This window comes from Kitasatospora sp. NPDC001175 (assembly GCF_053598215.1).
The window spans coordinates 1-18,708 of the sequence record NZ_JBSFJU010000073.1 but is presented as its reverse complement, the minus strand read 5'-3'; the positions used below and the strand labels follow the sequence as shown (position 1 = coordinate 18,708).

Annotated in this window: 15 protein-coding genes; 6 read left to right on the top strand and 9 right to left on the bottom strand. The window is 72.2% G+C overall.

The genetic code is table 11. The annotated features are described in order from the left end of the window. Positions 1-52 precede the first annotated feature (52 nt). The gene (locus ACWDAK_RS34115) at positions 53-3,520 is read left to right on the top strand and encodes a hybrid sensor histidine kinase/response regulator (protein ID WP_427394566.1); all 3,468 of its coding nucleotides are present in this window, start codon (positions 53-55) and stop codon (positions 3,518-3,520) included. Between the two features lie 168 nt (positions 3,521-3,688). On the opposite strand, the gene ACWDAK_RS34110 is transcribed toward ACWDAK_RS34115, so the two are convergent. The 3 genes from ACWDAK_RS34110 to ACWDAK_RS34100 all read right to left on the bottom strand — a co-directional run bounded on the left by ACWDAK_RS34110 (position 3,689) and on the right by ACWDAK_RS34100 (position 7,252). After that, positions 3,689-5,350 (bottom strand): long-chain fatty acid--CoA ligase, encoded by a 1,662-nt coding sequence (locus ACWDAK_RS34110; protein WP_344636820.1) that lies wholly within the window; start codon positions 5,348-5,350, stop codon positions 3,689-3,691. 420 nt (positions 5,351-5,770) lie between these two features. After that, a complete protein-coding gene (locus ACWDAK_RS34105) occupies positions 5,771-6,175 on the bottom strand; it encodes an SSI family serine proteinase inhibitor (RefSeq protein WP_427394567.1) in 405 nt (134 codons plus the stop codon). Positions 6,176-6,337: 162 nt separating this feature from the next. Then, entirely contained in the window at positions 6,338-7,252 is a 915-nt protein-coding gene (locus ACWDAK_RS34100; RefSeq protein ID WP_344636818.1) for a DUF1906 domain-containing protein, read from the bottom strand. A 150-nt stretch (positions 7,253-7,402) separates the two neighbouring features. On the opposite strand from ACWDAK_RS34100, the gene ACWDAK_RS34095 reads away from it, so the two are divergent. Continuing rightward, positions 7,403-8,347: an EamA family transporter gene (locus ACWDAK_RS34095; protein WP_427394568.1), complete on the top strand. Its 945-nt coding sequence runs from the start codon at positions 7,403-7,405 to the stop codon at positions 8,345-8,347. 126 nt (positions 8,348-8,473) lie between these two features. Here the strand turns inward: ACWDAK_RS34095 and ACWDAK_RS34090 are convergent, their stop codons facing one another. Beyond that, complete coding sequence (locus ACWDAK_RS34090; protein WP_427394569.1) at positions 8,474-9,838, bottom strand: FAD-binding oxidoreductase; 1,365 nt, start codon at positions 9,836-9,838, stop codon at positions 8,474-8,476. Positions 9,839-10,157: 319 nt separating this feature from the next. On the opposite strand from ACWDAK_RS34090, the gene ACWDAK_RS34085 reads away from it, so the two are divergent. Then, the gene (locus ACWDAK_RS34085; RefSeq protein WP_427394570.1) at positions 10,158-11,033 is read left to right on the top strand and encodes a shikimate dehydrogenase; all 876 of its coding nucleotides are present in this window, start codon (positions 10,158-10,160) and stop codon (positions 11,031-11,033) included. An 89-nt stretch (positions 11,034-11,122) separates the two neighbouring features. On the opposite strand, the gene ACWDAK_RS34080 is transcribed toward ACWDAK_RS34085, so the two are convergent. Then, entirely contained in the window at positions 11,123-12,334 is a 1,212-nt protein-coding gene (locus ACWDAK_RS34080; RefSeq protein ID WP_427394571.1) for an IS701 family transposase, read from the bottom strand. A 317-nt stretch (positions 12,335-12,651) separates the two neighbouring features. On the opposite strand from ACWDAK_RS34080, the gene ACWDAK_RS34075 reads away from it, so the two are divergent. Next, positions 12,652-13,380: a ScbR family autoregulator-binding transcription factor gene (locus ACWDAK_RS34075; protein WP_427394572.1), complete on the top strand. Its 729-nt coding sequence runs from the start codon at positions 12,652-12,654 to the stop codon at positions 13,378-13,380. A gap of 50 nt (positions 13,381-13,430) precedes the next feature. On the opposite strand, the gene ACWDAK_RS34070 is transcribed toward ACWDAK_RS34075, so the two are convergent. Next, a complete protein-coding gene (locus ACWDAK_RS34070; protein ID WP_344636812.1) occupies positions 13,431-14,087 on the bottom strand; it encodes a ScbR family autoregulator-binding transcription factor in 657 nt (218 codons plus the stop codon). 152 nt (positions 14,088-14,239) lie between these two features. On the opposite strand from ACWDAK_RS34070, the gene ACWDAK_RS34065 reads away from it, so the two are divergent. Next, a complete protein-coding gene (locus ACWDAK_RS34065; RefSeq protein ID WP_344636811.1) occupies positions 14,240-15,232 on the top strand; it encodes a ScbA/BarX family gamma-butyrolactone biosynthesis protein in 993 nt (330 codons plus the stop codon). Positions 15,233-15,426: 194 nt separating this feature from the next. Here ACWDAK_RS34065 and ACWDAK_RS34060 read toward each other — a convergent pair whose 3' ends face one another. The 3 genes from ACWDAK_RS34060 to ACWDAK_RS34050 all read right to left on the bottom strand — a co-directional run bounded on the left by ACWDAK_RS34060 (position 15,427) and on the right by ACWDAK_RS34050 (position 18,445). Continuing rightward, positions 15,427-16,146, bottom strand: coding sequence for an HAD family hydrolase (locus ACWDAK_RS34060; protein WP_344636810.1), 720 nt, complete (start codon positions 16,144-16,146; stop codon positions 15,427-15,429). A 978-nt stretch (positions 16,147-17,124) separates the two neighbouring features. Further along, entirely contained in the window at positions 17,125-17,451 is a 327-nt protein-coding gene (locus ACWDAK_RS34055) for a barstar family protein (protein WP_427394573.1), read from the bottom strand. 526 nt (positions 17,452-17,977) lie between these two features. Next, a complete protein-coding gene (locus ACWDAK_RS34050) occupies positions 17,978-18,445 on the bottom strand; it encodes an AAA family ATPase (RefSeq protein WP_427394574.1) in 468 nt (155 codons plus the stop codon). A 61-nt stretch (positions 18,446-18,506) separates the two neighbouring features. Between ACWDAK_RS34050 and ACWDAK_RS34045 the strand changes: the two genes are divergently transcribed. Beyond that, a partial coding sequence (locus ACWDAK_RS34045; protein WP_427394575.1) for a transposase occupies positions 18,507-18,708 on the top strand: 202 nt, incomplete at its 3' end.

Sequence of the window (18,708 nt, the reverse complement as noted above, 5' to 3'; positions counted from 1 at the left end):
CGCCGCGACGGCACAGCCGTCAGTGACGAAAGCCGTGAGGAGACCTGTCGACGTGAGCAGCAGGCCGATCCGAGGCGCTGCTCGCCTCGCCGCAATACTCGATGCCCTGCCCGACGCGCTGCTGCTGGTCAACAGCAACGGCACCGTCGTGGACGCCAACAGAGCCGCCGTGCAGGCCATGCAGGCCCCCGGGACCTCGCTGGTCGGGCGCGGGGTGCTGGATCTGCTGCCCGATTTCGACCCGAGCCGGATCCCGGGTTCGATGCGCCCGGCGGCCGCCGAACCGGAGGGCTTGGACCACCCGGTCCGGATGACCGCCCGGCGCACCGACGGCAGCACCTTCCCGGTCGAGGTCTCCGGCAACGACTTCACGGACGACGGCGCGGGCAGCGGTGGCGCGGGCGCGGCGTACGGCTTCGAGCCGTACCGGGACCCCACCAGCAGCCGGGACCTGCTGCTGCTCCTGGTCCGCGACCTCTCCAGCCGGCTCGGCGTCGAGGCGGAGCTGCGGCGGCAGCACAAGCAGACCGAGATGATCCTGCGGGCCGCCGCCGAAGGCGTGCTCGGCGTGGACCTGGACGGCCGGGTGGTCCTGGTGAACCCGGCCGCCGCGCACATCCTCGACTACCGGGCCAGCGAGCTCGGCGGGCGCGAGCTGCACCCGCTGATCCAGCACTCCCAGGCGGACGGCAGCCCGCTGGCCCTGGAGGGCTCGGCGCTGCTGGACACCCTGGTCTCCGGCCGCAAGCACCGGGTGCGCGGCGCCGTGCTCTGGCGCAAGGACGGCACGCCGGTGACGGTGGACCTCACCACCGCGCCGGTCCGGGACGGCGAGGAACTGGTCGGCGCGGTGATGACCTTCACCGACCGGACCAGGGAACTCGCACTGATCGCCCGCAACGAGCACCTCACGGCGGTCCTGGAGGGCGAGCTGGGCGGCGCGCTCACCGCCCTGCACCGCCGGATCGACGCACTGGCGGCCGACCCGGCCGGACAGCTCTGGCCCGAGGCCAACTGGACGCTGCGGCGGCTCGCCGACGAGTGCCGCCGCTTCGGCACCCTGATAGACGGGGTGCTGACACACCAGAAGTTCGAACGCGAGGTCGAGGCCGGCAAGCGGACGCTGGAGCGCGCACCGATCGGCCTGGACAAGGTCGTCCAGCGGGCCGTCGAACTGGCCGGCGACCTGGTCGGGCCCGACCGGGTCCGCTACTCGGTGCACGCCGCCGCCGTCGAGGTCACCGCCGACCGGGAGTGCTTCGCGCGCGCACTGGCCCACCTGGTGGCCGACGTCAGCGGGATCGGCCACCACGTGGCGGCCGCTGCGGCCGGAACGGACGGCGAGGACGGCGCGCCCGGCGGCGGTCAGCTCGGCATGCCCGCACTGCCTCCGGTGGGCGGCGACTCGCCGATGGTGGTGCTGGCAGCCGCACAGCGCGGCGAGGTGGCCCGGATCGAGGTACGTGGCCCCGCGCGCGTCAGCAGCCCCGTGCACCTGCCGATCGCGCGCAGCACCGTCGAGCGGCACGGCGGCGTCCTGCAGCGGCACGAACTGCCCGGCCAGGCCGGGACGACGTACGTGGTGGAGCTGCCGCTGGACCCGGCGGCGGTCGCGCGGGCGGCCGCGAAGTCGACGGCCGACGGTGGGCGGAGCATCCCCAGGGAGACCGACACCGCGATGCTGCCCGACCTGCCGGACGTCCCGCCCGCGCCGGGCGGCGCCGCCGAGGGCACCGCGGCCGGTGCGGATGCCGCCACGGGCTCGGCCGCGAGCGGTGACGCACGCGTCGAGGACGCTGCCGCCGAACGCGGTTCGGCCGGTGCTTCCGCCGGCGACGGCGCGAGCGGCCGGGCGGCGGACGGCGGTGCGCGCGGGCCGATCGCGCTGGGCCCCGGCGGGCCCACTGCGGACGGGGCGCCGGGATCCCCGGCCGCACCCGCGCCCGCGACGCCGGCCCCGGCCGCACCGGCCAAGGAGGAGACGGGCCGTACGGGCCGCCGTCGGCGCGGTACGCCCGCGAGCGAGGAGTCCTCGGGAGCGCTGTCCCTGCCCGGCGTACCCGACCCCGGCACGCCGCTTTACCCCGGCCTTGAGAACGCCCTGCCCGCGAGCCCGTCGGCACCGCCGGTACCGGCCACGCCTGCGCCGACCGGGCGCCGGCGAAGGCTGGCCGTGCCGCCGCAGCCCGACGCTCCGGCGGGTGACCAGGTCGCGGCCCCGGCCGCCCCGGCGGTGGAGTCCGGCCGGCCGATCGCGCTCGAGCCCGCTCCGGCCGCTCCACAGGCCCAGCCCTCGACCGCCGCGCCCGAGGCCCCGGGCGGGCGTCTCGCCCTCCCCGCGCCGTTCGGGCAGCAGGGCGGTCCGGAGGCGGGCGCCGCTCTGCCGGCGACGGTGGGGCAGCGGGACACCGGGCAGGCGCCCGGATCGCAGACCCCGGACCAGCGGGCCGGCAGCGGTCAAGCGCAGCCGGTGGGCAGCGGGCTGGGCGAGCTGGCGCCGCCGCGTCCGCTCGGCGGGTTCGCCTCGGCCTTCCCGCAGGCGTTCGCGCAGGTGCCCCCGGTACCCGCCCAGTCCCCGGTCCAGACTTCGCCGCAGTCGCCGGCAGCGGCGGACGGCGCGCGTCCCGCGCTGCCCGCGCTGGTGAGCGCCCCTGACTCGCCGGCGCACGTCGAGCCGCGTACGCCCCCGCGCCCGGTGGCCGAACTGGCCCGTTCCAGCGCCGAGGAGGCGGGCCGGGAGCCCGCTGCCATGCCCGACTACCCGACCATGGTGTCGTCCGCCGTGGACGGCGGGCCGCGCCGCCTGCTGGTCTGGCCCGAGCCCGACCCGTCCACCAAGACCGCGCTCCAGGAGCGCGGCTACCGCCCGGTGATCGTCCGTTCCCGCGAGGAGGTCGACTCCCAGGTCTCCGGCTACCCCGCGGGCCTGTTCGTCGACCCGCTGACCGGGCCGATCACCCGCACCGCCCTCCAGTCGCTGCGTACGGCGGCGCTCAACCAGCGGATCCCGGTCCTGGTCACCGCCGGTCTGGGCCAGGCCACCAAGGACGCCGCGTACGGCGCCGACCCGGCCGTACTGCTGCGCGCCCTGGCCCCGCGCGACAGTGAGAACCACGCCGCGCGGGTCCTGCTGGTCGAGTCCGACCCGGACATCGCGGCGGCGCTGATCGGCAGCCTGGAACGGCGCGGCATGCACGTCGAGCACGCGGTCTCGGAGAGCGACGCGGTCTCCCGGGCCAGCAGCGTGCAGCCCAACCTGGTGGTGATGGACCTGCTCCAGATCCGCCGCCGCCGGGTCGGTCTGCTCGACTGGCTGCGCGCCAACGACCGGCTGTACCGCACCCCGTTGGTCGTCTACACCTCGGTGGACCTCGACCCGCAGGAACTCCCCCGGCTGCGCACCGGTGAGACGGTCCTCTTCCTCGCCGAACGCTCCACCACCGAGGACGTCCAGTCCCGGATCGTCGACCTGCTGGCGCGGATCGGCGCGATGGGCGAGGTCAGCACGGCGGGCCGGTAGCTCAGCGGCCTGGACCCGGGGCCGACCGGAACGCGGAAGCCGCGCGGGCGGCCCGCCGCGGCGGTGCGCGGCCCCGGACCCGGTCTCCCCGTGCACCGGGACGGTACGGCAGTGGGTACCAGGCCGCGGGGCCGGCCGCGCGTACGGCCGCCCCCGCGGACCCTCGCCCTACTCCTTGCCGAGGACGGTGACGGCCAGCTGGTCGGCGGCGTAGTCGGCGCGGATGACCTTCTTGTCGAACTTGCCGACCGAGGTCTTGGGCACCGAGTCCACCAGGGCCCAGCGCTCCGGGAGCTGCCAGGAGGCGACCCGCTCGGCGAGGAAGGCGCGCAGGGCCGGGAAGGCGACGGTGGAGCCCGGGCGCAGGACCACGGTGGCGAGCGGGCGTTCGCCCCACCGCTCGTCCGGGACGGCGACCACGGCGGCCTCGGCGACCTCGGGGTGGGCCATCAGGTGGTTCTCCAGCTCGACCGAGGAGATCCACTCGCCGCCCGACTTGATGACGTCCTTGGCCCGGTCGGTGAGGGTGAGGTAGCCGTCCGGGGTGATGGTGCCGATGTCACCGGTGCGCAGCCAGCCGTCCTCGCTGAACTTGTCGTCGGGCCGCTCCGGGTCCTGCCCGGCGCCGCCGAAGTAGGCGCCGGCGATCCACGGCCCCCGGATCTCCAACTCGCCCGCCGCCACGCCGTCGTGGGGCATCCGCTCGCCGTCCGGGCCGGTCAGGCGGGCTTCGACGGAGGCCGGGAAGACGCCTTGGGTGATCCGGTACGGCCACTCCCGCTCGGCGGTCAGTCCGCCCGGCGGCTGGGCGAAGGTGCCGAGCGGGGAGGTCTCGGTCATGCCCCAGGCGTGCACCACGTTGATGCCGTGGCGCTCCTCGAATGCCTTCATCAGGGAGGGCGGGCAGGCCGAGCCCCCGATGACCACCATGCGCAGCGAGGAGGTGTCGTAGTCGCCGTGGTCGAGTTCGTCCAGCAGGCCGGTCCAGATGGTGGGGACGGCGGCGCTGACGGTCGGGCGGACCCGGGTGATCATCTCGGCCAGCGGCTTGGGCTGGAGGAAGCGGTCCGGCATCAGCAGGTCGGCGCCCGACATGAAGGCCGCGTGCGGTACGCCCCAGGCGTTCACGTGGAACATCGGGACCACCGGCAGCACGGTGTCGCGGCCGGTCAGCGCGAAGGTGTCCGCGGAGTTCACCTGCAGGCAGTGCAGGTAGACCGAACGGTGGCTGTAGAGCACGCCCTTGGGGTCCCCGGTGGTGCCCGAGGTGTAGCAGAGCGCCGCCGCCTCGCGCTCGTCCAGGTCGGTCGGCCACGGGTAATCGGCCGGGCGCCCGGCGATCAGTTCCTCGTAGTCGTGGACGGTGCCGCCGAAGCCGGCCAGCAGCGAGCGGTCGCCCTCGCCGCTCACCACGATGTGCTTCAGCGTCGGGGCGAGCTGCGGCAGCACGCCGGCCAGCAGCGGGAGCACGCTGCCGTTGATGATGACCGCGTGGTCGGCGGCGTGGTTGATGACGTACGCCAGCTGCTGGGCGGGCAGCCGCAGGTTCAGCGTGTGCAGCACCGCACCCATCGAGGGCACGGCCAGGTACGCCTCCAGGTGCTCGGCGTTGTTCCACATCAGCGTGCCGATCCGCTGGTCGCCAAGGACCCCGAGCTCGTCGCGCAGCGCGCACGCGAGCTGTGCGGCCCGGGCGCCGACCTCGGCGAAGGTGCGGACCACCGGGCCGTTCCCATCCCAGGTGGTCACCGTCGAGCGGCTGTGGATGGTGGATCCGTGCGCGAGGATCCGGGAGACGGTGAGTGGTACGTCCTGCATGGTGCTGAACACGCGGGTCCTCCTTGACCGGTCCTGGGTGCGAGCACGCCCACCGCTACTGGCCAGTAGAAACGGGGTCTCGGCCTGATTCTGGCGAAATGTCGCCCCGGTGTCAGCAGAATGGTCGGGGATGAGACGCGTCGCTCACCCGCACCGCGGCCGCGCCCCGCGCACCGGCGCGCGAGCGGACGGAGGAGCTGGCGGGCCGGCGTCTCGGGTAGCCGGGGCCGGTCCGTTTCCCCGTGCGCGGAATCCCGCTCAGCCGACCTGTCGCGCGACGGAGGCCGCCACCTGTCACCTCCTGCAGCCGAGTTGACACCCCGTGCGACCACCGGTGCCCGGTCGGCGACCGCGCACATGCGGTCGCCACCGGGAGAAGGGCCGGGCGCCCCGCCCCCGAGGGAGGGGCGCCCCGGCGCACCGGTCGGGCCGTCAGTAGAGCGGGCTGGTGGCGCGCTGCAGGCGGCAGAGGCTGGTGAAGGTCTTCTGCCAGGTGACCTGCTGACCGTTCCAGTCGCCGTACGCGGTGGCGGTGACCGGGTCCTGGACGTCCGGGCAGGTGCGGTGCCGGTCGCCGGCGAGGCGGTTGATGTCCCCCTCGGCGATGGTGAGGGCGGCGCAGGCGCGTTCCGGGGCAAGGTGGCTGCCGCCGTCGGGCTTGCAGGTGAGGAAGTAGTCCTCGACTGCGGTGTCGTCCGCGTCGCGCACGACGTAGAGCTGGAAGAAGCTGCTCTCGGCCGCCGGGACGGCGGGAGCCGGGGAGACGCTCAGGGTGGTGACGGCGACTAGGGCGGCAGCGGCGGAGGCGGCGAGCCTGCGGAGCCCGGTGGTGGTCATGCTTCACAGCCGACCACGCGGGATCGGTGCGACCAAGCCGCGCTTGGGTCGAACGAGTGAGCCCGGTAAGGAAGTTCGCGCCATGGAGTGACCGCCGGGCCGCCGGGAGGTTTAGGCCGGCCATGGGGTCCGCGGCGTCGCGGGCCCCATGGCCGGTCGGCCCTACGGCCCGACTGCCACCAGGCCGTCCAGCTGGTCGCGGTCGATGTTCAGGGTCGTACCGGCGTACGTCTCGTCGGCGCTGCCCCGGTACTGGTGGATGCGCTGGCGCCGCGTCCACATGTCGTCAGGCGGCGCGTCCTGGCCGTCGGTGACGGCCCGTCCGTCCCAGCGCGCGTACCAGATGACGTCGGGCATCGGGGCGCTGCCCGCCCGGGCGGCGGCGATGATGTCGGCGACTCCGGAGTTCACGCTGGAGTAGAAGCCGGAGTGGTACCCGGCGGAGTGCAGTGTCTGGGTCCAGCCGAGGGTGAAGTCGACCACTGCCTGGCTGCAGGTCTGGTCGTCCGGCGGGTACGCCTCGATGTCGAGGTAGACCGGGCTGCCCGGGCCGAGGCCGAGCGCCTGCAGGCTGAGCACCGCCTCGGCGGCCTCCTCGCCACCCTGTTGGATGGCCCGGGCCGGGTCGATCCGCCTGGGCTTGCTCTTGATCTTGGCGCAGGGCGCCTGGAGGCCGACGTGGGTGGGCACCAGCTCCCAGCCCATCGAGCGGACCTGGCCGACCCAGTCCGCCGTGAGCCTGGACTGGTCGCAGGCGCGCTGGCTTCCGCTGGTGTAGATGCCGACCGCGCCGTACGGGGAGGCGATGCGCCACAGCGCCATGGCCTCCAGCGGCGGAGCGCTGCAGGCGTCGAAGCCGGCGCCGGTGAAGTAGCGCTTCGGCAGCGCCTCCGGGCCGCGGCCGGTCTCCGGGAGCACGGCCGGCGGCCCCGGCAGACGTCCGCCCACCGAGCGGGTGACCGCGGCGACCGCCTGGGCGTCGACCACCCGTCCACCCCGCAGGGGGACGTTGCGGTCGGTGGCGAGGAGCAGAACGAGGGAAGCCGCCGAGAGCGCGGCCGGACGGAGGTAGCGCACCGTCCTTTGATACTGACCCGCCATCGACCGGCCACTTCGCCGCGCCGGAGGGTGATGGCCGTTCACCCGACCGTGACGGTTGTCCGTATGCCGAGAAACAGCGCTGTAATGAGTTTGGACGCAGTTCAGGTATTACGTCACACTCGTCCCATGTCCACAGGAAGTACCTGCGAGACCGCTGTCCAGGTCTCGCCCGGCCCCTCGTCCGTCCATCCCCTGCGGCACCGCCTGAACGTTCCGGCGCCGCTGCTCTGCGTCACCGCGATGTTCGCCGTCCAGCTCGGTATCGCGTTCTCCCGACCGCTCTTCGAGCCGCTCGGGGTCAGCGGCGCGACCTTCCTGCGGCTGGCCGCCGCCGCGGTGATCCTGCTCGCTCTCACCCGGCCGCGGCTGCGCGGCCGCAGCCGGCGCGACCTCGCCTCGGCCGGGCTGCTCGGTGTGGTCTCCGCCGGCATGACCCTGTGCTTCGCCGGCGCTGTGGACCGGCTGCCGATGGGGACGGCGGCCACCATCGAGTTCCTCGGGCCGCTGGCCGTCGCGCTGGCCTTCGCCCGGCGGGCCAGCCACCTGGTCTGGGCGCTGCTGGCCGGAGGAGGGGTCGCGCTGCTGACCCTGTTCGGCGCCGAGGGCGGCGGGGACGGCGGCTCGGGCGGCCTGGACCCGGCCGGGCTCGGCTTGGCCTTCGCCGCCGCGGCCTGCTACGCGGGCTACATCCTGCTGACCGACAAGGTCGGCGCGGCCTTCAAGGGCTTCGAGGGGCTGGCGGTCTCGATCACCGTCGGCGCGTTGGTGACGCTGCCGGTGGGGATCGGTCCGGCCTTGCACGGGCTCTCCAAGGCCGACAGCCCCTGGCCGCTGCTGCTCGCGGTGGCCGGGGTGGCACTGCTGCTGCCGGTGATCCCGTACGCGCTGGAGATGTCGGCGCTGCGACAGCTGCCGCAGCGCGTGTTCAGCGTGCTGGTGAGCCTGGAGCCGGCGGTCAGCGCGCTGGTCGGGCTCGTGGTGCTGCACCAGGTACTGGGGGTGGCGCAACTCGCCGGGATCGCCTGTGTGGTGATCGCCAGCGTGGGCGCGACGTTGGCGAGCCGGCGGTAGGCCGTACGGCCGGGGCGAGCGGTAGGTCCGCACGGCCGGAGCGACTTGACGCGAACGTGGTGGTGGGCGGTGCCGGAGTCCGGTACCGCCCACCGGTGTTCTGTGCGTCGGACGATCCGATGACCGTCAGATGGTCTTGCCCGGGTTCATGATGCCCAAGGGGTCGAAGACGGCCTTGATCTGCCGCTGCAACTCGAGCCCGACCGGACCGAGTTCGCGCGCCAGCCAGTCGCGCTTGAGCAGACCGACGCCGTGCTCCCCGGTGATGGTGCCGCCGAGTTCCAGGCCGAGTGCCATGATCTCGTCGAAGGACTCCAGCGCCCGGGCGGACTGCGCCTCGTCGGTGGCGTCGAAGACCACCACGGGGTGGGTGTTGCCGTCCCCGGCGTGGCAGACCATGCCGATGGTGAGCCGCTGCCGGTCGGCGATCCGGGCGACCCCGCGCAGCATTTCGGCCATCCGGGAGCGCGGTACCGCGACGTCGTCGATCATCGTGGTGCCCAGCCGGTCCAGAGCGGGCAGTGCCAGCCTGCGGGCCTCCAGCAGCAGGTCGGACTCGGCCCGGTCCGCCGCCGGAACCACCTCGCTCGCACCGGCAGCCCGGCACAGCTCGGCCACGGCGGCCAGGTCCTCGGCCTTGCCCGGACCGTCGAAGGCGACCAGCAGCAGCGCCTTGGTGGCGTCCGGCAGTCCCATCCTGGCCATCTCGTTGACGGCCCGGACGGTGGTGGCGTCCATCAGCTCCAGCAGGGACGGGACGAACCCCGCCGCCATCACCTCGCAGACCGCCGTGCAGGCCGCGTCCGCACTCGGGAACTCCGCCGCCAGCGCCAACTGCGGCGCGGGCGCGGGCCGCAGGGCCAGTACCGCCTCGACCACCACGCCCAGGGTGCCCTCCGAGCCGACCAGCAGCCGGGTCAGGTCGTAGCCGGCGACCCCCTTGGCGGTGCGGCGACCGGTGCGCAGCAGCCGTCCGTCCGGCAGCACGACGTCGAGCCCGAGGACGTACTCGCTGGTCACGCCGTACTTCACGCAGCACAGGCCACCCGCGCCGGTGCCGATGTTCCCGCCGATGGTGCAGGACTCCCAGGAGGACGGGTCCGGCGGGTAGGCGAGGCCGTGCTCGGCGGCGGCGCGCGACAACTCGGCGTTCACCACGCCGGGTTGGACCACGGCGATCCGGTTGACCGGGTCAAGTTCCAGGATCCGGTTCATCCTCACCATGGAGAGCAGGATGCAGCCGTCCACCGCGTTGGCGCCGCCGGACAGGCCGGTCCTGGCGCCCTGCGGCACCACCGGCACCCGGAGTTCGGTCGCGGTGCGGAGGATGTGCTGCACCTGCTCGACGGTCTCCGGGAGGACCAGGACGGCGGGTTCGCCCGCCACGCAGAATCCCGCCATGTCGTGGCTGTAGGCGGACGTCACGTCCGGGTCCAGCACGACGGCCGCCTCAGGCAGCCCCTCCAACAGCCGTCCCGCCAGATCAGCCATGACCGCCTCCGCTCCTCGGGTCCGCCCGGACGCGTACCCGGCATCCGGTCCGGGGCGAACTCTGCCCCTCCCGCCCCGCTCCGGCAACCGGGCGCTCCGCACGGGGCGGGCAGCTTCTCGGCGGGCCCTCCCGGGGAAGGGCCTCGCGATCTGACGAAGTACGGCGGGACTTCCAACCCGACGGCGGCGGAGCTGACTTCGTTCCTGCGGATTCCCTGCGCGGCGCGGTCGGCTGCCTAAGCTGAGCAACACCGATGGAGACGGCGGGTCGTACCCGGCCGGTCTCCGTCCCCGCCTCTGCCGGAGGAGTCCATCGACCATGCGCGCGGATCACGACCCGGTGGCGGAGCACGCGAGGCCGACCCGGCCGGCGGCCGCCCGTGCGGCGGTGCTCGGATCGCCGGTCGGCCAGTCCCTCTCCCCCGCCCTGCACCGGGCCGCGTACGCCGCCATGGGCCTCGACTGGGACTGCGAGGCGGTCGAGTGCGACGAGACCGTGCTGCACCGGATGCTCGATGCCGGGACGGGCGACCGGGCCGGAGTGGCCCTCGCCATGCCGCTCAAGCGTGCCGCCCTGCCCTGGATCGACGAGGTCACCGACCTCGCCCTGGACATCGGCGGCGTCAACACGGTGGTCTTCCGCGACGGCCGGACCTTCGGGGACAACACCGACCCGCATGGAATCGTCCTCGCCCTGCGCGAGGCCGGGGTGGACGACCCCGGCTCGGCCCTGGTGCTGGGCGGCGGCGCCGCCGCCGCCTCGGCCCTCGCCGCCCTGCGCGACCTCGGCGTCCGGGACCCCGGTCTGGTCGTCCGCGAGCGCCGGCGCGCGGCCGAAGCCGCTTCGGCGGCCGTACGGCTGGGCATGGCCGTGGACATCCACACCTTCGACCACCTCGAAGAGCTGCTGCACGGCACCGAGTTGGTCATCTCGACCCTGCCGCCCGGGGCGGCGAACCAGTACGCGGCCGTGATCATGCACTCCCGGGCCGCCGTACTGGACGTGGTCCCCTCCGCCTGGCCCACCCGGCTCGCCAAGGCCGCCGGATTCGCCGGGAACCCGGTGGCGGACGGGCTGTCCACGCTGGTCCACCAGGCCGCCCGGCAGGTGGAGTTGATCACGGGACGGAGCGATGTGCCGCTCGACGCCATGCGCGCGGCCGGCCGGGCCGAACTGGCCCGTCACGCGGGCTGAACCTGCCCGTCGCACGGGCCGCACTGACCCGTCACGCGGGCCGAACCGGCCCGCCGCCGCGCCCCTCGCTCTCCTGCCGCCCGCCTTCGCTACGCCGACAGCTCCTGGGAGTGGTCGAAACCCTGGCGCCGAGCCGAGGAGAGCACCGAGATCGCGTGCGCGACCGAGCACAGGGTCGCGTGGCGGTGCCAGCCCGCGTAGCTGCGCCCCTCGAAGTCGCGCATGCCGACCTTCGCACTGACCCCGGTGAAGTCCTTGGCCACCCGGCGGGTGAGCCGGCCCAGCCGCAGCAGCGCCACCGGCGGCACCTCCACCATGTTGGAGAGCCAGAGTTCGGCCAGCTGCCCCTTGGCACCGGCCCAGCCGCCGACCAGGGTCAGCGCCCGCTCGGGCATCCCGGGTGCGCCGTGTCGGCGGATCGAGGGCATGGTCACCCGGGTTCCGCCGACCAGGATCGACCGGGTGATCGAGTAGTCGGGGTCGACCCAGCCCACCCGCCGGGAGGAACGCTTCGCCCGCTCGATCAACTGCTGCGCCTGGAACATCCGTTCACCCAGCCCGGGCAACCCGGGATCTAAGCCGATCAGTCGGGTGGCACCGCCGATCCGCATCACGAACGGCACTCCCCGCCGGGCGAACTCCTCGACCAGTACGGTGGCGTCCAGTTCGCGGGCGTCCAGCACGGCGGGCCGGCGCCGCAGCCCCCAGTCGGTGCCGGCGAGCTCCACCACCGCGCTCACGGCGCACAGTTCGAGGCTGGCGCCGGCGACCTCGTCCGGAATCTTGGCGCGCCTGCGGCGCTCCTGGTCGTCCAGCCAGCCCGGCGGCAGGAAGAGCCGCCAGTTCACCGGGGCACTCAGGTCCTCGTTGGCCAGCCAGGCGCCGTACGCCCGCTGGCCGTTGACCACCCGACCCAGTTCGGTACGGAAGGACTCCTCGACGCCGACCGAGTGTGCACCCGCCTTGGGAACCGCCATCGAGCTCAGCACCCAGGCCTGCGGCAACACCACGCGGTCCAGGTGCCGGGCCAGCGCGTGCCTGACTGCCTGCCAGTCCCACGAGGAGTCACTGATGAAGTGGTGCAGACTCTGCTCGGCCGCACCCTGACCGGCCACCGAGGCGAGCGCCCGCATCGACTTCCGGCCCGGCACCGACAGCAGCCCGGCGATGTACCACTCGCCACGGGCCCGCTGGTCACGGCGCTTCAGCGAGGCGAGCATCCGGCGGGAGAAGTCCGTGACGAAGTCGTCCGCCACGTCCCCCCAGATCCGGTCCGGAACATCCTTCTCGATCCGATCCACAGCCCGCGTCCCCTCCTCTGCGGTTGCGTCCACCCGCCCCTCCGGACGCCGCGCCGGAGACCGGGTGTCGCGCTGACCCAGGGACCATATCGTACCGACTGGTTGGTTTTAAATACCCCGCCAAAGGCTTTGTCCAGTTTCGGTGAAGTCGCCCGAAGGCGCGATACCGCACAGTTGGTTTGTTAAGCTGCGACCCACGCACACCTGCCCCTCCCCGCGACCGCCCGGCCGTCTGCGGGGCAGCGGAACGGCGGGTCCATGGCAACCCGGTCGGCCGCGCACGCCCGCAGCCCGGCCGCCCAGCACGAGGGAGAGTCATGCCCCGCCAGGAACGGGCAGAACGCACCAGGCAGCTACTGATCGAGGCCGCCGCCTCCTCCTTCGACGCCGACGGTTACACCATGACCGGCCTGGGGGACGTCACCAGGCTCTCCGGCATGTCCAAGGGCGCGCTGTACTTCCACTTCGGCTCCAAGGAGCAGCTGGCGGAGGCGGTGCTGGCAGGCTCCCGGGACGGGCTGCGCGAGTGCGTCCGCCAGGCCCGCGCGTCCGGCGGCCCGACCATCCAGTACCTGATCCACCTGTGCCACTCGGTGGCCCGCCGGATCGACGACGACGTGGTGTTCCGGGCCGGCCTCCGGCTGACCGGCGACCCCGGCCTGGACCGGTCCGTCTGCCCGTCGCCGCAGGCCAGCTGGGTGCGCATGGTGCGACTGCTGCTGCGGCGCGCGGCCTGGCGGCGGGAGATCCACACCGGGGCTCCGATGGAGGTGGCGGCCGACCTGCTCGGCGCCGCGGCGGTGGGGGTCGAACTGCTGGCCCGGCAGGAGACCCGGTGGCTCGACCGGGAGATGCTCACCCGCATGTGGTGGGCGGTCCTCCCGGCACTGGTGCTGCCCGAGCACCTCGACCGACTGAACGCCTCCGGTTCAGTACCGGATGGCCTGTTTCCTTCAAGGTTCGGGGCCTACGAACCGGGCGCACCGGAACCGCACCGGCAAAGCACCGAGAAAGCTCTCGACTCATCGGCCGCGCAAGGAGAATGACCGACGACGGGATGCGGCACCGGGCGGTCCGCACCCCGCCGGAACGCCGCCTACTCGGCCGACTCTCCGCCAGCCTCGCCAACGGACAGCAGCGCGCGAGCGCCGCGTCCCGGTGCGGTGTCCAGCCGCGCCAGCACCGAGGGCGTCGCGATGGACGGCAGCAGGTGCTGCCAGAGGACCGAGACGCGCCTCTCCACGTCGGCCAGCCCGGCCGCCACCTGCGAGTACAGCGTGATGCCGGGGAAGCTGCTGACGATCAGTTCGGTGGTCTCCATCGGGTCGACCTGCGGCAGCAACTCGCCCTGCTGCTTTGCCTGTTCGGCCAGCGCCCCAAGCACCTCGGTCCACGCGAGCAACGGGTTGCTGTCACCGAAGTCGACCGATCCGCGTTCCACCGCGAGCCTGATCCCGGCCCGCAGCATGGCGTCCTCCGGCAGGACGTGCGCGACCGCCATGGTGATGTCCACGAGCTCCTGGAGCTTGGAAGCGTTCTCCGCCACCCGCAGATGCAGGGTCTGCTCCTGAATCACCCCTCGGGCCAGCGCCTCCTTGGAGGGGAAGTGGAAGTACAGCGCGCCCTTGGTCACCTCCACCCGAGACAGGATCTCCTTGATCGATGCCGCGTCATAGCCGAACTCGTCGAAGACCTCCGCAGCCCCCTGCAAGATCATCCGGCGCGTACGGATCGCGCGCTCCTGTTGTGCCATCAGGACTCTCCTGTCGTACCACTACTACGCCCCGCCCCGTTCGCAAGATTGAAGGACGAAGCACTCCACAAATAAACCGGCTGGCCTGTATTGTGATGCCAGGGTCAACGGGGCCCTGAACCACGCTCTTCGTGATCCTCGGGAGAGGGGCCATGATCGAGTCGCCGTCCATCGCCGCAGCCCCGGACTGGGCACTGTTCAAGCCGCCGTTCAACTCCGTAACCAACCGGATAGCCTCGACAAAAGCGCACTTCAGCAGCACTGTCCCCAGGGAACTGGTACACCGCGCCGCCGTGGCCGAGGTTCTGCTGACCCGCTGGCACCGACTGGATGCCACACACTTCGGCGTTTCGGCCCAGTGGCCCCGAGGTCACAGCTTCTTCACGTCTCCCGACGGTTTTCACCATGACCCCCTTCTCATTGCGGAAACCATCCGACAGGTCGGTACCTTACTTGCTCACGCCGAGCTCGACGTATCGATGGACAGCTGTTTCCTGCTGGAGACCATGCGCTTCGACTCCGACCTCCAGGGGCTGGAGGTCAGGGGGACACCGGCCGACCTGGAGCTGATGGTCACCGCGTCCGATCTGCGCTACAGCGGCCGCAGGCTGAGCGGTGTCCGCTACGACGCCCAGTTCCTGCGCGACGGCGCCCGGGTGGCCAGCGCCGGCCTGAAGGCCAGTTTCATAGCACCGGCCGTTTACCGCCGCCTCCGCGGCGACTACCTGACCGCCCGGCCCAGCACGGTGCTTCCCCCACCGATCGAACCCGCCCTCGTCGGCCGGCGGATCGGCTTCGACGTGGTCCTCTCCTCGACCGGGCTCGCCAACCGCTGGGAACTGCGCGCCGACAGCCGGCACCCGGTGCTCTTCGACCACCCGGGCGACCACATCCCCGGCATGGTGCTGATGGAGGCCGCCCGTCAGGCGGCCCGGGCGATGGCACCGGAGGCGGACATGATCACCTCGCTCGACACGTCCTTCACCAAGTACGTGGAGTTCGAGGCACCTTGCTGGATCACGGCCGACGAGGTGGCGGGCGACGACCCCTCCGGCCGGCGTCTGGTGATCCGCGGAGAACAGTTCGGGGAGACCGCCTTCACCATGACCATCTCGGTGGCCGCGCGGGTGCCGCTCACCGTGTGACGGCGCTGCCGCCCGCCGCCGGGCTCCTGAGGCCGCGATCCGCGCCTTCGGAACGGGCCCGCACGGCCACGGGCGCTCGTTACGGACGTGCTCGCATCGCCACGGAGGTGGCGAGTGCCGGCCTGCCGGGCGTCCAGCCACCGGTGCGCCGAGCGGGTACGCCGGGCCACCGGTACGCCCGGCTGCGGGCGTGCTCAGCCCGTGACGGCCCCGGCCTGCTCCGGCCAGAGCTGGCCGGCCTCGGCCGCCGCATCCAGTTCGCGGACCAGCGTCTCGTCGATCACGTCGAGCGAGTCCACGATGTGGCGAACACCCGCCTCCCGCATCAACTCCCGCTGGTGGCCGTGCTCGAAGTCCGAGGGGTGGCCGATGAACGGGACACCCAGCGCCCTGGCGTGCTCGGCCACCCGGGCCACGTCGTCGATGAAGAGCACCTCGTCGAAGCCCAGGCCGAACACCTCGGTGACGATCTCCTTGACTCCCGGACGGAAGTCATTGGTGCAGACGTACCCGGGCTCGTCGAACAGCCCGGAGTGCTCGCCGAGATAGCGGTCGAAGTGGGAGCGGTCCAGGCCGCCGTAGCAGACGGTCCGCAGCCCGAGCGCGCGAAGCCGCTCGACCAACCGGACCGCGCCGTCCAGCACCCGGTTCGGATCACGCTCCAGGTACTCGGCCCGCTCCTGGAAGTAGACCTCCAGGGTCCGCTCGACCGGCCAGTCGACCCCGGCGGCCTCGGCGAGCACAACGGCGGCGTCCGCCTGCCGCTGCGAGAAGATCCGGCGCTCTACCTCGGCCGAGTACCGGCCACCCCGACTGGTGATGAAGTGGTGGATCACCGGACTGAAGGTGTCGTTCAGCATCACGCCGTCGATGTTCACGGCGACGGCCCTGAGCCGCGTCAACGGTCCTGTCATCGGTAGCCCCCTCAGATCTGCGGCCCATGTTAGAGGGGAGGCACCGGTAAAGATCAACTGGTCCACAAAGCTGATCCGGCGTCAACTCCCAAGCCGATCGAGCCCTGACGGCGGCCTTCCCCCACCGGGGAGCTCCGCCGGCAAGTGAAGGACCACGGCGATCACACCTGCATAGAAGTGGTGGATACTGCAGCTGACGGACCATCACGAGGGGGAATTGCCATGTGGCTCCTGTGGAGCGGTGTGATCGCATTAAGCGTCGTAACCGTGTCTGGAGGATTCCTGCGAGCCGGGAAAACCCGCATGACGCGTCTCGGCGCCCACGGCGCCCCCATTGCTCTCGGAGCCGGCGGCGCTGGCGCTGCCGCCGCTGGGTTGGGGGCCGCCGCTATGGCGCTGACCCCAGTCGTAGTGGCAGGGACCGCCTTCTTCTGGGGCTTGACCGCCATTGAGATTGCCTACTACGCACGGCAGCACGCCAACACGTAGCAGAGTCGGCATCAGCCCTGCGGCGCTCATGTCGCAACAATCGCTACGCCTCAGAACGACCGGGCCCACCCGCAACGCACCCGCGAGTGGGCCCGGTCGCTGAATGTTGAACGCCCCGCCCTCATGTCCCTGCCGGGTAGCTCCAACCGAACTCGGCCAGTGCCCGGGCCCTGGCCTCCACGACGGCCGTGTGGGCGTCGCGCTCGACCGCGTCGGCGTGGGCAGCCTCGCTGATCGCCTGACCGGGCCACCACGGACCTGCCGGAGCATCCGCGCTTCCGCCGACTCCAGTACGCAGACTCCGGCCACCCGACTGAGCCGGCCCCCGTAGAGCGGAGGACGGCGAGTGGACCGTTGGCCAAGGCCCTGTGCACCGACGGCGACGGGGCTGCCCGCGTGAAGCGCCGCCGCCCCGCTCCTCCGCGCAACGAGCCGCGCAGACCGCCGAACAAGGTCTGTGCCGAGCACCACCCCGACGGTGAGCAGGTGTCAGAACAGCTCGAGTCGCGCGTGCGTCGCGCTCTCGAAGAGCTCCAACAGCGCCGCGCCGACCTGATTCTCCGGGGAGAGGAACTCACTGTGGTCCGCGTGGACGACAAGGACGTCGTGGGAGTCGAGCAGGTTGGAGAAGCCCCGGTTCTCGATGATGTCCCACAGCGCGTCCAGACTCCGGCCCTTCCAGTAGCCGAGGGCTTCGGGGTTCACCGAGACAAGCGCCTCACGGAAGTCCGTCAGGGACTCGATGCGGCGCCCCCGCACATCGACCAGCAGTTCAGTCTTCGCCAGGGCGTCAACGTATCGATGCCCCGACAGCACAGCGCCATCCGCGCCACCACGAGGCGAGACACCGTGAGACAGAAGCACTCAGGGCGGGTACCGTTCGCAAGCCGGTACCCGCCCTGAGCTGGGACCACGCCCAGGTGCGGAGGGTGTGGGTTTGAACCCACGGCGACGGGTCACGTCACGAAGGTTTTCAAGAACGCCTCGACGTCTCTCGCCCGCACTGCCCCTGACCAGCCCGAGCACTGTCATCGGATCGGGCTTCCCGCACCCCTGACCCACGTCTGACCAACAGCCCACCTGACTCGGTCCAGGGTCTGTCCAGCGAACAAGCGACGGTGCAACTCGGTTGGGTTGAGTTGGCGGCGGTCCGCGGAGAGCCGGCCGCCGAAGGAGATCTCGAAGGCATTCAACGCATCCAGCCGCAGTTCGAGTTCCGTGAACTCCGGTCAGAGCCGATGTCAGGGAGTGCCTCACACCCCAGCCGTCTGTGCCCAGTTGGCCCTTCAGGCGCGCCCGTAGCGGACCGCCTGGTCGGCGAACTCCTGGGCCATCTCCTCGGTCACGGTCGGACGCGTGCGGTGGATGGCGTCCAGGCAGTCCTCGGTGGTGGGCTGGGTCCGCTCCCCCGTGTCGAGAGTGCGTTCGAGGCGGTCTGGGCGACCGCCAGCGCGACCTGCCTGATGTCGGCGGGGGTGAAACCTTCGCTGGCGTCTGCCAGGACCGCTGTATCGGCAGCGGTGCCCGTCTTGGCGGTGTAGCCGGCCCACAGGGCGTTGCGGGCCGAGCGGTCCGGCGGCCCTACGGGCAGGACGTAGTCGAATCGACCGTGGCGCAGGAACGCCGGGTCCAAGGCGACTACCGAGTTGGTGGCGCAGACCAGCAGCCGACCGTCTCGGTCGCGGAATCGCGCGATCGACTTGAGGAGTTCGTTCACCACACCGCCCGATGCGGGGTCGGCGAGGTTGCGCGTGGCGGCGACCTCCTCGACCTCGTCGATGAAGACCAGCACGTGGTCGAGCTGCGCCATCTCCTCGAAGTGAACCGCCCCGGGTTCGGTGGGGACTCGATTTCGTGTAAGGATTCGAGTCATGGCACGTCCCACTTCCTACCCGCCTGAGCTGCGCCGTCGTGCGGTGCGCATGGTCGCCGAGGTCCTCGGTGCCTACCCGAACGAGTCGGCTGCGCTGCGGGCCGTCGCGGAGAAGCTGGGTATCGGGTCCGCCGAGACGCTGCGCAACTGGGTGCGGCGGGACCAGGTCGACTCCGGGCAGCGTCCGGGGACGATCACGG

What these genes read in the sequence shown, in the direction of transcription:
- ACWDAK_RS34105 (WP_427394567.1), bottom strand. Translation starts at nt 6,175, where the DNA reads ATGACCACCACCGGGCTCCGCAGGCTCGCCGCCTCCGCCGCTGCCGCC.
- ACWDAK_RS34095 (WP_427394568.1), top strand. Translation starts at nt 7,403, where the DNA reads ATGTCCACAGGAAGTACCTGCGAGACCGCTGTCCAGGTCTCGCCCGGC.
- ACWDAK_RS34090 (WP_427394569.1), bottom strand. Translation starts at nt 9,838, where the DNA reads ATGGCTGATCTGGCGGGACGGCTGTTGGAGGGGCTGCCTGAGGCGGCC.
- ACWDAK_RS34085 (WP_427394570.1), top strand. Translation starts at nt 10,158, where the DNA reads ATGCGCGCGGATCACGACCCGGTGGCGGAGCACGCGAGGCCGACCCGG.
- ACWDAK_RS34075 (WP_427394572.1), top strand. Translation starts at nt 12,652, where the DNA reads ATGCCCCGCCAGGAACGGGCAGAACGCACCAGGCAGCTACTGATCGAG.
- ACWDAK_RS34070 (WP_344636812.1), bottom strand. Translation starts at nt 14,087, where the DNA reads ATGGCACAACAGGAGCGCGCGATCCGTACGCGCCGGATGATCTTGCAG.
- ACWDAK_RS34065 (WP_344636811.1), top strand. Translation starts at nt 14,240, where the DNA reads ATGATCGAGTCGCCGTCCATCGCCGCAGCCCCGGACTGGGCACTGTTC.
- ACWDAK_RS34060 (WP_344636810.1), bottom strand. Translation starts at nt 16,146, where the DNA reads ATGACAGGACCGTTGACGCGGCTCAGGGCCGTCGCCGTGAACATCGAC.
- ACWDAK_RS34050 (WP_427394574.1), bottom strand. Translation starts at nt 18,445, where the DNA reads ATGGCGCAGCTCGACCACGTGCTGGTCTTCATCGACGAGGTCGAGGAG.